Annotated in this window: 12 protein-coding genes and 3 pseudogenes; 8 read left to right on the forward strand and 7 right to left on the reverse strand. The window is 67.9% G+C overall.

All coding sequences use genetic code 11. The features are described 5' to 3' along the window. The first annotated feature begins 113 nt into the window (after positions 1–113). Both OG522_RS39960 and OG522_RS39965 read left to right on the forward strand, forming a co-directional pair. Complete coding sequence (locus OG522_RS39960; RefSeq protein ID WP_329468392.1) at positions 114–590, forward strand: hypothetical protein; 477 nt, start codon at positions 114–116, stop codon at positions 588–590. 7 nt (positions 591–597) lie between these two features. Next, entirely contained in the window at positions 598–1,800 is a 1,203-nt protein-coding gene (locus OG522_RS39965; protein ID WP_329468394.1) for a hypothetical protein, read from the forward strand. Here OG522_RS39965 and OG522_RS39970 read toward each other — a convergent pair. Then, complete coding sequence (locus tag OG522_RS39970) at positions 1,687–3,027, reverse strand: ISAs1 family transposase (RefSeq protein ID WP_329468396.1); 1,341 nt, start codon at positions 3,025–3,027, stop codon at positions 1,687–1,689. The genes OG522_RS39965 and OG522_RS39970 overlap by 114 nt on opposite strands. Before the next feature lie 276 nt (positions 3,028–3,303). Here OG522_RS39970 and OG522_RS39975 point away from each other — a divergent pair, with 276 nt between their 5' ends. Next, positions 3,304–3,426 carry a hypothetical protein gene (locus OG522_RS39975; RefSeq protein ID WP_329468398.1) on the forward strand — a complete coding sequence of 41 codons (123 nt, stop codon included), beginning with the start codon at positions 3,304–3,306 and terminating at the stop codon, positions 3,424–3,426. Positions 3,427–3,458: 32 nt separating this feature from the next. Here the strand turns inward: OG522_RS39975 and OG522_RS39980 are convergent. Next, positions 3,459–3,870, reverse strand: a pseudogene (locus OG522_RS39980) (DUF6415 family natural product biosynthesis protein). Further along, the gene (locus OG522_RS39985) at positions 3,867–4,055 is read right to left on the reverse strand and encodes a hypothetical protein (RefSeq protein ID WP_329468399.1); all 189 of its coding nucleotides are present in this window, start codon (positions 4,053–4,055) and stop codon (positions 3,867–3,869) included. Before OG522_RS39985 ends, OG522_RS39980 begins: the two are co-directional and overlap by 4 nt. A 176-nt stretch (positions 4,056–4,231) precedes the next feature. Here OG522_RS39985 and OG522_RS39995 point away from each other — a divergent pair. Continuing rightward, a pseudogene (locus OG522_RS39995) lies at positions 4,232–4,777 on the forward strand (transposase); the annotation flags it as partial. 23 nt (positions 4,778–4,800) lie between these two features. On the opposite strand, the gene OG522_RS40000 reads toward OG522_RS39995, so the two are convergent. Further along, positions 4,801–5,286 carry a MarR family winged helix-turn-helix transcriptional regulator gene (locus OG522_RS40000; protein WP_329468400.1) on the reverse strand — a complete coding sequence of 162 codons (486 nt, stop codon included), beginning with the start codon at positions 5,284–5,286 and terminating at the stop codon, positions 4,801–4,803. Positions 5,287–5,408: 122 nt separating this feature from the next. On the opposite strand from OG522_RS40000, the gene OG522_RS40005 reads away from it, so the two are divergent. Both OG522_RS40005 and OG522_RS40010 read left to right on the forward strand, forming a co-directional pair. Next, a complete protein-coding gene (locus tag OG522_RS40005; RefSeq protein WP_329468402.1) occupies positions 5,409–6,479 on the forward strand; it encodes an ABC transporter permease in 1,071 nt (356 codons plus the stop codon). 49 nt (positions 6,480–6,528) lie between these two features. Further along, positions 6,529–7,299, forward strand: a complete 771-nt coding sequence (locus OG522_RS40010; protein WP_329468404.1) for a pentapeptide repeat-containing protein — start codon at positions 6,529–6,531, stop codon at positions 7,297–7,299. Between the two features lie 204 nt (positions 7,300–7,503). Here OG522_RS40010 and OG522_RS40015 read toward each other — a convergent pair whose 3' ends face one another. Next, positions 7,504–8,295 carry a nucleotidyltransferase domain-containing protein gene (locus OG522_RS40015; RefSeq protein ID WP_329468644.1) on the reverse strand — a complete coding sequence of 264 codons (792 nt, stop codon included), beginning with the start codon at positions 8,293–8,295 and terminating at the stop codon, positions 7,504–7,506. A 73-nt stretch (positions 8,296–8,368) separates the two neighbouring features. After that, a pseudogene (locus OG522_RS40020) lies at positions 8,369–9,046 on the reverse strand (IS5/IS1182 family transposase); the annotation flags it as partial. 283 nt (positions 9,047–9,329) lie between these two features. Here OG522_RS40020 and mobF point away from each other — a divergent pair. Together mobF and OG522_RS40030 are read left to right on the forward strand one after the other, a co-directional pair. After that, the gene (mobF, locus tag OG522_RS40025) at positions 9,330–11,099 is read left to right on the forward strand and encodes a MobF family relaxase (protein ID WP_329468406.1); all 1,770 of its coding nucleotides are present in this window, start codon (positions 9,330–9,332) and stop codon (positions 11,097–11,099) included. Then, positions 11,096–11,416 (forward strand): hypothetical protein, encoded by a 321-nt coding sequence (locus tag OG522_RS40030; RefSeq protein ID WP_329468407.1) that lies wholly within the window; start codon positions 11,096–11,098, stop codon positions 11,414–11,416. Before mobF ends, OG522_RS40030 begins: the two co-directional genes overlap by 4 nt. A gap of 187 nt (positions 11,417–11,603) precedes the next feature. On the opposite strand, the gene OG522_RS40035 is transcribed toward OG522_RS40030, so the two are convergent. After that, positions 11,604–12,437, reverse strand: a complete 834-nt coding sequence (locus OG522_RS40035; protein ID WP_329468409.1) for a transposase family protein — start codon at positions 12,435–12,437, stop codon at positions 11,604–11,606. Positions 12,438–12,563 lie beyond the last annotated feature (126 nt).

A 12,563-nucleotide genomic window follows, 5' to 3' on the forward strand; every position in this document is an offset into this window, starting at 1 on the left:
GGCAGCGCTGCGTGCGTGAGAACCCTGCGTAGATCCGCACTCGGATGTGGTGATCTCTGGCATCATGACTGCGTGGCCTGACTACTGTTCAACGGGGGTATGCAGTGGGCGCGTTGTCGCAGCGAGAGGCTGTCGTTGTTCTTGAGGCTGCTCAGGTGCCAGCCGCCCGGATGCTAGCAGCGGAACACGGCATCGAAGTGGAGCAGGTCCCACGTCTCGGCATTGAGCCCGTCACCACCGTAACGCTGGTGCTGCTCGGTGCGGCAACTGCGGTCGGCGCCGTCCTACACATCCTGGAGCAGCGCAAGGGCGGCCAGGTGATCGACTTGAGGCCGGGGGCGCCGAAGGCGTTCTACCGAACCCCGGACGTCGTCTACGGAACCGTGATTATCGTCGCCGTGGACGGGAAAGTGGACGTGGAGGTCAGGGAGCCTGAAGGCATGTTCGGCAAGGTGATTTCCACTCTGCCAGAGTTGCTTGCTGGTGGCGGCGATAGCATTGAGCAGGTCGCCCAATCGGTCACGGATAGGTTCGGCCGCGCCGTGGAAATCGAGACAGCCCGGACTTCCGATCCAGGCAATCCTGGGTGAGTGACTAATGGACGCGCATCACTTCCTTGCTCAGTTGCGGGCGCAGACCTACGCCGATCTAGGTATCTCTCTCACTCGTTTCGGCTCTGCCGACCCGGAGCGGGCGATCGACTGGATGCATCGTGATGCGTGGCCCCGCGAACGGCTTCAAGATCCCCGGTCACGTACGCTAAGGGATTATGCAAAAGAGCACATCTCGGGGAAAACGTTCGATGACCTGATGTCCCAATCCCTGACTAGGATCCAAAAGAACATCGAGGCGACCGCAGCCACCCGGGTCGACGGCATCGATGTTGCACGCCGCCGCCTGCTCATCTCTCATCTGCACACAGGGCAACTGAATGCCGTAAGCATGCGAGTTCCTGGTAACTCTCAAGACTATCTAGTACTTTTCGAAGACCAGATCACCGAGTTCGCCAATAAACTTAGCAGCATAATCGCCTTGACTGTCTTTCACGGCCCGTTCGACAGCGATGACAAGGTCTGGTTCACTCTTAGCTTGCCCGAAGCGGCCGAGCGAATTGAAAACGATCCCAGCATTGCCGAACGCTTTGCAGAGGTCGTGGTCGACTACGCGGTTACGGGTAGCATCACCGGATCCGGGCAGCACAGAACGCCGCTGCCGCCATCCAGCTTCGGACTTCTGCTTTATGCATCACTCTTCTATTTCGTAGTTGGGCACGAGTGCGCCCACATCATCACGGGCCATTGCGATGAAGCGCCAACACGCAAAGGGGTCTTGCCGGCAGTCGAAGTCGAGTCATTGGAGTATTCGTGGGTGCGAGAGGCCGAGGCGGACTATATCGGCGCAATCCTGGCGATCAATGCGGGTATCGAGCACGCGAACAGTGACGTCGTCGGCGGCTTCCTCGGCATCTGTCTATTTTTCGACGCACTGGAAGTGATGGATCGCGCGGTTTCACTGTTGGAGACCGGTGACGAAAATGCGTGCCAACTCGGCTCCCACCCGCCCGCGATTGTGCGTTTGCACCTTCTGCGCGAAAATCTACCGCCTGCTTTTGGGGGCGCCCCAGGGGTGGTCGAGAATGTGCAAAAGGCGCTTAAGATGGCTGAAATTCAAGAAGGCATTATTCGATTACTGTGGTCCTATACCCGCCCAGTCCTGCTGGATTTTCGACGACGTGGCGTGACAGCGGCCAGAACATGGCGCACGATACCGAAAGAATCTGGCAAAGATTCGCCGATTTGAGACTTTCGTAACCGTCGAAAGGCAAAGTGGGCCAGCGTTCGCACCGGAACACGACAAACTGGCACGCCAGGGCTTCGGCGTAGTCGTGTGATGTCCGGTTCGTGATCCTGTGAGGCCGAGTAGGGCGAGCGGGCGTTTCGGGTCGCGGGAGTTGGCCCGGAGTGCGGCGGCGACGTTCTGGGTGCCGGCGATGCGCAGGGCGCCGATGGCAAGGTTGCGCCAGGTCGCCATGGTGCGGGGCGCATTGCCGGTCCGAAGCTGCGAGGCGTCCTCGGCGAAGGTGGTGTCCCGCATGTGGTGCAGGGCCTCGATCTGCCAGTGCGAGCGGATCATGTTGGCGAGCTGGGCGGGAGTGGCCTGCTCGGCGCTCAGGCTGGTGGCCGCGTAGACGGTCTTGATGCTGACCTTGCCGCTCTTGCGGTGCAGGCGGCGCCGCTTGAGCTGGACGGCCTGGCGGGCGCCGGGGAAGAGCAGGTTGTTCACGGTGCAAGCCTTGATGCGGCGGATCTCGCCACGGCCGTGACCGCTCTCGCGGATGCGGCTCTGGAGCGGAATTCGCTGCCAGGGAAGGGCTTTGAGCTGCTTGCGGAGCTTCTTCTGATTCTCTTTGACGATCACGATGTAGTGGGCGCCTCGACTGGCGAGGTACTGGGCGTGCTCGCGTTGGGTGTGCATGGCGTCGCTGGTTACGACCGTGTCGGCCAGGTCGGCGAGGTTGTCCAGAAGGGGCTGGAAGCACGTGATCTCGTTCGTCTTGTCTCCGACGTCCAGCTGGGCGAGGACCAGACGGCTGGTGTGGTCGAGTGCGGCCAGCAAGTGGATCTTGCGGCCGTCGGCTCTGGCGGCGCCGCGCAGGCTCTTGCCGTCCGCCCGGTCAAGCGCATCGGCATCAAGGCGGGCCAGGGTGCGGCGGATCGTTGTCTCGCACGGCACCGGCCGGATGCCGGTCAACGGGCAGCGACGGGCGCCGATGCGGTCCAGGACCGCCGATGGCGCATCGGCGGCCCACTCGCTGATGGCCAGGAGCGAGGTCGCGCCGGTCAGCACGGCGCAGGCGGCCAGCGCCAGCACATACACCAGGCCGTGGCGCACACCACGGGGCTTGCGCGGATCGGGGACAGCGGCCAACCGGGTCAGCAGCCCGGGCAGTTCGTATTCCGCGGCATCGGGCTGGTCACGGAGTTGGTCAAGGACGGGCGGGATCGGAGAGGATACGACGGCAGGCACGGACTTCCGTAGGGATCACTGGACTCGACACCCACATGATCTTGGAAGCTCGTGCCTGTCCTGCGTCCGGGCCACCGCCGGCACACATCGGGAAAACCCACTCAAGCCGCGACTACGCCGAAGCCCTGAGACCCCACCGAGCAGCCGCTCCTACTTCTCTCGGGGGCTGGCTCCCGCGTCGTCATCACCCGAGTCCAATGAGCCAATGACCGGCCTGTGCACATTGAATCGCCCCGGGTTTGATGGAGACATCGAAGACCCGGAAGGATGCCGATCATGGCTGCTCCCCGCAAGTACCCCGACGAACTGCGTGAACGCGCGACGCGCCTGGCGGTCGAGGCCCGCAAGGACCCGGTCGGCCGGGCCGGTGCGATCAAGCGCATCCTATTCCGCGGCTGAACCCCTCACATCACTCCAGAAAACCAGCTAACTCAGTCTCCACAAAACCCGGGGCTTGACATTGTGGCCGGGGCGGGTTCGGTGAGGCGGTCCAGCCGGGTGTAGAGCGCTCGCACGAGGCGTGCGCGGTTCTGGGCGCAGCGGGCGGTGCCTTCCAGCGGGGCGGACAGTCGTCCGTCGGCTTCGCGGAGGACGACTTCGGCGAGGGCGCCGCGGCCGTCGTTCTTGGGCAGTGCGGCGGCGTGGCGCCGGACGTCGGCGGCCACGGCGCGGGCGTGCCCCGGTGAGTTGGAGGGCTATCTGCTCGTAGTCGCGGGGTGCGAGGTCCGGGTCTGTCCACGCGAGGACGGCGGTGACGAGTGCCTCGTGCGGGGCGCGGTCCAGGGGGAGTTCGGCCTCGATCAGGCCGTCGGGGTCGTGGAGCACGGTGTGGGTGTCGCTCATAGGGTGCCCGCCGCGTCGTCGTCCTGGCCCTGGTCGCCGGTGCCGGCGTCCGGGGCCGGGGCGGCGAGGAAGCGGGCGAAGCCGCGGTCGGCGCGGGCGATCAGCGCCGGGGAAGGCCGGCCGTACTCGGGCGGCTGGAGGCCAGGGCATTGTGGCGCGGGGTCGGGGGACGTGGGTGCGCTCATGGGCACCGCCTCCGTTGCCGGTGCGTCGGTGTCGTTCGACGCTACGGAGACCGGCGGCCGTTCCTCAACGAGATTGCGGGAAATTGCGGAAGTTCACCCCAGGGCGTCCATCGCGGCCTGGATGAGGGCGCGGGCGTCGTCGCCGTAGACGGCCATCTCCGCAAGGCCGGCGAACGCTGGAGTCCTACGACCGGATCGTCGGCCTCGTCCTCGACCAGATCGCCGGCGGCGGTGAGGTCGCGGGGCGTTCATCGGTCGATCGCGGCAAACAGGGCCTGAAACGCTTGGGCATGACGGACGGTTATGGAATACCGCTGGGCCGCGTGCTGGCTGGAGCCAACCGTCACGACTCCCTGTTGCTCGCCCCAACGCTGGACCGCCTGGATGGTCTGGGACCGCTGCCCGACGGCATCACCGTGCACCTGGATGCCGGCTACGACTCAGACAAGACCCGCGCCCTGCTCGACGAACGCGGCCTGTACGGCCGCATCGCGCACAAGGGCGAGAAGGCACCCATCCAGGCAAGTCAGAGGTGGCACGTGGAGCGGACCCATGCCTGGCAGAACGCGTTCCACCGCCTCGCCCGGTGCTACGAGCGCCGGGCCGCCGTCATCAACGCCTTCTTCGACCTCGCCCCCGACACCGTCATCACCGTGCGCAGCCTGATCCGTAGGGCATGGACGACCCATCGCTGGGGCGAACGACCGAGCCGTCGCCCATGAGCATGCACCTACCCGCGCGGACCTTACCCAGGCCGACCGTTCGGCTGGGGGTCGGTACCGCTGGAGGCGTCTGGCGATGCCTCACCCAGGGCGCTGTTGAGTGTTTTCAGTGCGGCGATCACCGTGTCGACCTCTGCGTCGGGGAGTCCTGGGAGCAGCTGCCGCAGCGTCGGTTCGGCATCCCGGCTCCTGGCTTCGCGGGCCTGTGCGCGGGCGTGTTCGGCGATCTTGGCGACAGTCCGGCGTCGGTCGGCGGGGTCGGCTCCCAGCTCGACCAGGCCCCGCTCGTTTAGTGCCGCCACCACCGTGGATACCCGGCTTTGGGCGAAGCCGGTGCGCTGGGCGATGGCCCCCACCGGCTGCGGACCAGCGGTGTAGAGGCACTCCAGCACCAGTAGCTCGGTGGGGCCCAGGTCGGAGGCGTCCTTCATCGCCGAGGTCGCGGTAGCGGTAAGACGCCTGCCGAGATGGTGCAGGTCAGCGAAACTCATGGGGCTGGTCGGTGCCATGCATACCCTCCTTCAGGAAACATCTCCGATGATACATCTACGATAATGCATCATAAGAGATGTATCTTGAGAGATGTATCGAGGGCACCCATGAGGGCGCCCAGACATTCCGAGGAGGAGACATGATCCGGCCGATAGCCCGCGTGCTGCTGTTCCCGTTCGCGATGGCCGTCCTGCTGGTCGGCATCTACACAGCCGCGATGCACGCCCCGACCCCGCACCACCTGAAAGTCGCGGTCGCCGGATCACCGGCGCGGACCGGCCCGCTGGCCGCTTCCCTGCGCAAGACTCTGGGCGACAAGTACGACGTCAGCACCGTCGCTTCCACCGAACAGGCCCGGCAGCTGGTAGCGCACCGGGCTGTGGCGGCCGCCTATGTCCCCACGCCGACGCCCGGTGACCGCTACGCGGGTACGCCCGGCACGGCGTTCGCTCAACCTCCGCGTCCAAGCGGTCCTTTGCTGTATATCGCTTCGGCCGCCGGCGCCGCCCAGGTCAACCTGGCTGCCGTGCCGTTCGAGAATGTTGCCGTCCAGCAGCACCAGTTCCTCCAGGTCCGCGACCTGGTACCACTCAGCACCGACGACACCAGCGACACCAGCACCATGTACGCCGCGATCGGTCTGACCCTGGCGGGCTACCTGTCGGCGGTCATGCTCTCCACCGCCTTCGGCACCGCCCTCACCCGCAGGCGCACGGTGCCCGCCCTCGCCGCCTTCGGCGCCGTCGCCGCGATCACTGTCTGGCTCATCACCGGTCCGATCCTGGGTGCCGTGCACGGCTCCGCCCCCGCCATCCTCATCACCGGCTGGCTCACCGTGATGGCCGTCGGCCTGGCCACCGTGTTCCTGTCCCGCTTCTGCGGGCGCATGACCCCGCTGCCCGCCGTCGCGATCTTCATGTTCCTCGGCATGCCCGCCTCCGGAGCGGCCCTGCCCATCCAGAGCATGCCCGCACCCATCCGCGCCCTGCACGACCTGCTGCCGATGACCTCAACCACCGGCAGCCTGCGCCAGATCATGTACTTCGACAGCGACGGCATCACCCGCTACTGGCTCGCCCTCACCCTGTGGGCGATCACCGGCCTCGCCCTGACCCTCGCCTACGACACCCTCAAGGCCCACCGCACCAGCCGCCGCAACAACACAACCGCCCAGCCCCGACAGACCACCGAACCCGTCCCCTCCCGCTGACCGCGCCCCGCCGCGCACTCACCCCGACACCCACAGCGAGGCCGAACCCATGACCGAAGCACCCCTGCCCTTCCACCACCACGGCCACGACACCGACCCGGCCGCCCCGCCGGAAGACCCACTGACACTGCTCGCGACCCAAACCGAGCTCACCGGCGTCGACTTCACCGGCCTGGACCTACGCGCGGCCCTGAGGCGCAATCAGCATCCCCGCACGTTCACCCGCTGCACCTTCACCGATGCCAACCTGCGCGGCGCCCATCTCGCCGAATCCGTCTTCACCGAGTGCACCGCTACGGCAGCCGACTTCACCGGCGCCGTGCTCGATCAGGCCCGCTGGCAGGGCGGCAGCGCCGCCAGGGCCAACTTCACCGACGCCGACTGCGGAGACCTCGCCTGCGACGGCGTCGACCTGGCCAACACCAAGTGGAGCGGCGCCCTGCTCGCCGATGCCACCTTCACCGGCTGCCGCATGATCGGAGCCCGCCTCACCGGCCACCGCGGCCTCGGGCTCCAACTCGCCCGCTGCAACCTGGCCGTCGCCAACCTCAACGGCCTCAGCCTGCGCAGCACCCACCTCGTCGGCATCCGCTTCACCGAAGCCGACCTCGGCGGCGCCGACTTCCGCGACACCACCCTCGAAGACTGCCGACTCGCCGACGCCAACCTCCGGGCCACCAACTTCACCGGCGCCGACCTACGCGGCGCCGACCTCGGCGAACTCACCCTCGCCACCGCCGCACAACTCCGCGGCGCCGCCATCTCCCAAAGCCAAGCCGCCCAAATCTGCGCCACCCTCGGCCTCAACGTCATCGGCTGACCCTCAATGGAAACGCAGGCACGGGTCTCCTTCGTGAACACAGAGCGTCGCAACTCCTGACCACCAAGACCCGTGCCTGCATCGCCGTCGGGGCACCACCACCACGCCTATCTGCGGGGCCTCTTAGAGCGTCCGCCAGTAGGTCTTCGCGTGTCCCGGCTGCCTCGGCGGCGTGCGTGAGCCCTGGACTCAAGGCATGTGTTGCTACTCGGCGCGGCTCCTCAGCGCAGCGACGGCCTCCTCGACCAGCACCCGCGCCTCGGCCACCGTTGCCGCCAGCAACTCGGCATTCTCGCCGGGCGCCCCCAGCAAGCCGCGGACTCGCGGGCCGAAGCCTGTTGGCGCGCCCGGAAGCGTCTCGCCGACAGCCAGCGCGCCCTTCTCATTAAGGCACCAGCGCCGATCCTCGGCGAACATCGCCTGCACCAGCACGCCGACGGCCCGGGACAGGCAAAGCGAGACGTACAGCGTGTCCGCCCGCGCGGCGCCCTTTGCTGCGGCGCCGACCAGGAATTCCGCCTCCCAGGCTCCCGCCGTCAACGCCTCTCGCAACAGCTCAGGGTAGGTCGTGGTCCGCCGCCGAAGGCCCGTCAGCTCGCCGGTCGGGTCAGCCAGTACCTGACCGAGCGCTACCTCGCCTGCATAGCAGGGCGACCAGAATCCGAGCGGATGCCCCGCCTGCACGCCCACTTCATACCGGCCCTCGCGGCAGTCCGCCCACACCTGCTCGACCCGGTCCAGGTCCCGCAGGATCCAGTCCACCGCCACGCCGTCGACCTGCAGCCACGCACCACCGTTTACCCAAGGCCCCCACCCGCCTGGGCCGGCCACCTCCGCATCGGGGCCGGCCAGCACGCGCAACGCGGCGAGATCGAGCCCGCCACGGTAGTAGACGCCGAGATCCCAGTCTGATTCCGGCCGGTGCTCTCCGCGTGCCCGGCTGCCGCCGAGCATTACTCCGACTACGCCCGGCACCTCGGCCAGCCGGTTGGCCATATCCTCGATGATCACACGCACGGAGCGAGTCTGGCAGTCGCCAACGCGTCGGGCCAGCCGTTTCCGTCGGTGGTCATCGGATGCCGCGGCTTCGAGGGCGGGTGTCCCAGCGATAGAGGATCCACGCGCGTCTGATCAGGCATCGAACAGTGATGATGGCACTGGCCAGGGCGATGAAGAACTCGACTGGCGCCTTTCGCCGTTCAGTACAGCGGCGGAGCTTGCCGAAGTCGTTCATCCAGGAGTTCGTGCGCTCCACCACTCAACGTCCGTCGGCCTGGATCGGGGTCTTGGCACCGCGCTCGGCGACCAGGCCGACGATCCCTCTGGCGTCCAGGTCGAGGTGGACCATGCTGTAGTCGTACCCGGCGTCCAGGCTCAGCTGCGGATGCTCTGGGAACGGTCCCAGAGTCGTCTGGAGGTCGGCGAATCGGTCGAGGATTGCGGGCAGCAGCATGTGGTCGCGGGTGTTGGCCGGCGCTGGATCGGTGATCAGCGGTATGCCGTGGCAATCTGTCAGTTGTGAGCGCTTGATGCCCTGCTTGGCACGGTCGACGGGACTCTTACCGGCGCACTCCCCGCCCGAGGGCGCCTTGGCGATGCAGCCGTCGGCGGACAGGTGCTCGAGTTCCAGGCCGATCATGCGGTCGTAGGCCGCCAGAACCAGCAGTCGCAGGGACTCCATCACCCCAGCGGCGATCCACTCGTCGCGGCGGCGACGGAGCGTGGTGGCGGAGCACGTCTTGTCGGCCACTCAACGACCTCTTGAACTGAAGAGGCGTCGGGGGCTGATGTAGGCGGTGCTCGTTGGTGGTGCGCGTTCCGTCGTGCTCGGTAGTACTCAGTGGTGTTTGTTGGTGTCGTCCGGGTCGTGGTGTGAGGGCTGCCGGAGAGCGATGACATTCGTTGTCGGCCCGCGGCCGCTTCCCGTCTGACGGGCACGCGTGAAGAAAGTTCGGTCGCTGCTCCCGCCCGGCGGGCTGTACTGCTGATCGGCCTTTTCTTGCAAGTCAGAGACGTGTGGCGTGGTCTCCATGACAGTGGATATCAGGGTCATCCGGGCCGGTCAGATGTACCGGTACTACCTGCGCCAGACCGTTGTCGGCGACGGCCGCCGCCCGGCCCGTACGCCGTTGCGCGAGGCGCAGGAGCAAGCCGGGGTCCCGGTCGGGCGATGGATGGGCCGCGGCCTTTCCGTGCTCGGACTGGCGCCGGGTGAGGAGGTCACCGAGGCGCAGCTGCGGAACCTGTTCGGTGAGCGGGGCCGGCACCCGGACGCGGACCGGATCGAGGCCGACCGGCTCGCCGCCGACGACTCCCCGAAGAAGGCGTTCAAGGCTGGCGCCCTCGGACGCCGGGTGACGGTGACCGGGGTCGACTTCGTGTTCCGGCCGCAGCCGACGATCTACCTCCTGTGGGCGCTGGGGGATGAGGAGACCCGGCGGGTGATCGAGGCCGCGCACGAGCGGGCGATCGAGCGGGTGCTGGAGTGGATCGAGGACGAGGTGGCGGTGATCCGGTACGGCAAGGACGGCATCTACCGGGTGCGGCCGCCGGGCGGTCTGGTTGCCGCGCGCTTCCGCCACTACGAGGCGCGGTCGGGGATGCCGCTGCTCCATGACCATCTGCTGCTGTCGGTGAAGGGGCAGCGCCTGGACGGGAAGTGGGGGTCGATCCACACCACGGCCCTGTACGAGAACACGGTGGCCGCCTCCGCGCTCTACAACGAGATCGTGGCCGCTGAGGTCTGCGAGGCGCTGGGGCTGGCGACCGAGCCGCGCACCGTCACCCCGGGGCGCCGGCCGGTGATGGAGATCGCCGGGATCGACCGGCGGCTCATCGGCTGGCAGTCGACGCGCCGTCAGCAGATCGCGGACGCACTGTCCGACCTGACGGCCGACTATGAGGAAAGGCAGGGGCATCCGCCGGGGGAGCGGGCCGCCTACGCGCTGGGCTGCCAGGCCGCCGACCGGACGCGCCCGCCCAAGCGCACGGTGGCGCGGTCGCTGTCCGAGCTGCGCGAGCGGTGGCGGAACTCGGCGATGCGGGCTTTCGGCGCCTGCACCGTCTACCAACTGGCACGGCGGGCACGGTCGGCAGCCGCGGCGGTGTGGGCACGGGTCCGTCCGGTGGTCGACATAGCGCTGGCCGCCGTCGACACCGTCGCGGTGGTGTACGTGATGCGCGGCGCGTTCCAGTACCGGCATCTGCTCGCCGAAGCCCGCCGCCACCTCTCCCACGTTCTGCGCGGCCGGCCTCACCAGCTTGGCCTGGACGAACAGATCGTGCAGACGGCCGTCGACAACTACACCCGCACCGTCGGCCGCATGATGACCGCCGACTTGCGCGCGCTGTACCCGCGCGACACCGAGGACCAAGCCGTGCTGCGCCCGCTGACCCGCAGCCGGTCCGCTTCGCCGTACGAGCGGGCTCGCCTCGCCGCCGGAGCACTGACCGCCCGGATCCACGCGGCGCGCCGCTCGGATCGCCTGGGCTCGCGCTCCCGGCCGCACACAGTCGCTGTTCCCGCCGCCGCCCCCAGGCCTCGAACGCGGCCGACCCGCATGGACCGGAAAGTCGGCCACGTCCCGGAGCAGACGACCGACGTCGCCACGGTGGAGCAGACCCGCCGGACGTTCGAGGCCGCCGCCAAGATGGCCGCCAAGCTCCAGGACGGCATACGCGAACGAGCTGTCGCCTCCGGTCCCCAGCCGCAGCGGGACCCGGCGGCGCCGACAGCGCAGCGCCCCCAGCAGCCTGCCCGCCCATCCGCACCCAACCGGCCCGCTGGAGGAGTCGCATGACCACACAGCCCGAAGACCCGAGGATCGAGGCCGCCGCAGCCCGCCTGATCGAGGGCATCCAGGAGCGCGCCGACGCCTATGGGCCGCCGCCGTGGCAGCCGATCTGGAAACGCCCCCGGACACCGAAGTCGCCGGCGCAGAGGAAGAAGGAACTCCGCGCACAGCGCAAGCGCCTCACAAACGCGAGGAAACGTCGCCTTGCCGCGGGGGAGTCACGCCGCCCCCGGTCGAGGCAGAACCGGATCGGTAGTGCCGCCGCGCGCCGTGATGCCCGCGCCCTGTCCCGAGTGCGGCACTCCACCGCACCGCTGGGGTGACGATGCCGGGCATCGTCCACCGAGTGGAACTCACGATGCCCTGCACCCGGTGGCGATGCACGGCACCGGGTGGAACCCACTCAGTGAGTTGCCGCCAACTTGAAGTCCCAGGTCAAAGGGCTGGTGTGATCGGTTCTCGGGGTACTCGTGCTCGTCGTGGGCGGGAGTCCGCCGAGAAGATCGTCCGTCAGCGGTTGACTTCGAGGTTGGTCAGGACGAGCAGAGCGCGCAGGAGTTGGGTGACGCGGGCAGGGTCGGTACGGAGCTTGGTGAGGATCCGCCAGTTCTTCAGGTGGGCGAAGCTGTGCTCGACCGGTGCGCGTCCGACAGCGAGGACGCGGTTGGCGTCCTTCTGGCCGGGGGTGAGTTTGCGGGCACGGGTGGCGGCGAAGCCGGTGATGATCACGGAGCCGAGTACGTCGTTGTCCAGGCCGCGGAAGCCGAGGTCGGCGAGAGCGCCGAGACCGGCGGCGCGTAGGTGGGCCAGGACGTGGTCGTGGCGGGCGGCGGTGATGTCGTGGGTGCTGCCGGGCCGGGCGGCGGATATCCAGATCAGACGGCCGTTTTCGTCGGTCAAAGCGAGGAAGTGCAGGCCGTGACGGCGGTGTTTGCCGGAATAGTTCCGACGGTTGGCCCTTCCCGTGCGACGCTGGGTGGGGATGAGAGTGCCGTCGATCAGGACGGCCTCCCCGCCCCTCGCGGCAACCTTCTTCAAGGCACGGTCCAGCCGCGGGGCCTGCGCGGCGAGCAGGGTGATCAGCTCGTCGCGCCAACGGCGGACGGTGGACTCGGACACGTTGTTGCCGCCGGCCATGTCGGCCAGGCGCTGGTCGTGGCGCAGCACGGCCAGGACGACTACCGCGATCCGGCCGGGCGGCAGGATCCGCCACCGGGACCGTATGGCCTTCAGGTGGCGTCGCAGCAGATCGGCGAGGTGGTTGAGGGTGCTCGTGGACAGCGGCAGACGGCACTGGTAGACAAACGGGCAGGTGTCCTCGGTGCGTTCTTTGGTTCTCGTCACACAGTTCCAACGGCCGCCGGGGGCGCCCCGGTTACGCCTGCGCTGGCTATGTACGCGACTCACGACAGCGAATGTTCAGAGCCGCGGAAGGCACTCGCGCGGAGGGGAGGTCGATGTCCATGGGAA

It is taken from the genome of Streptomyces sp. NBC_01431 (genome assembly GCF_036231355.1).
Classification (GTDB): Bacteria; Actinomycetota; Actinomycetes; order Streptomycetales; family Streptomycetaceae; genus Streptomyces.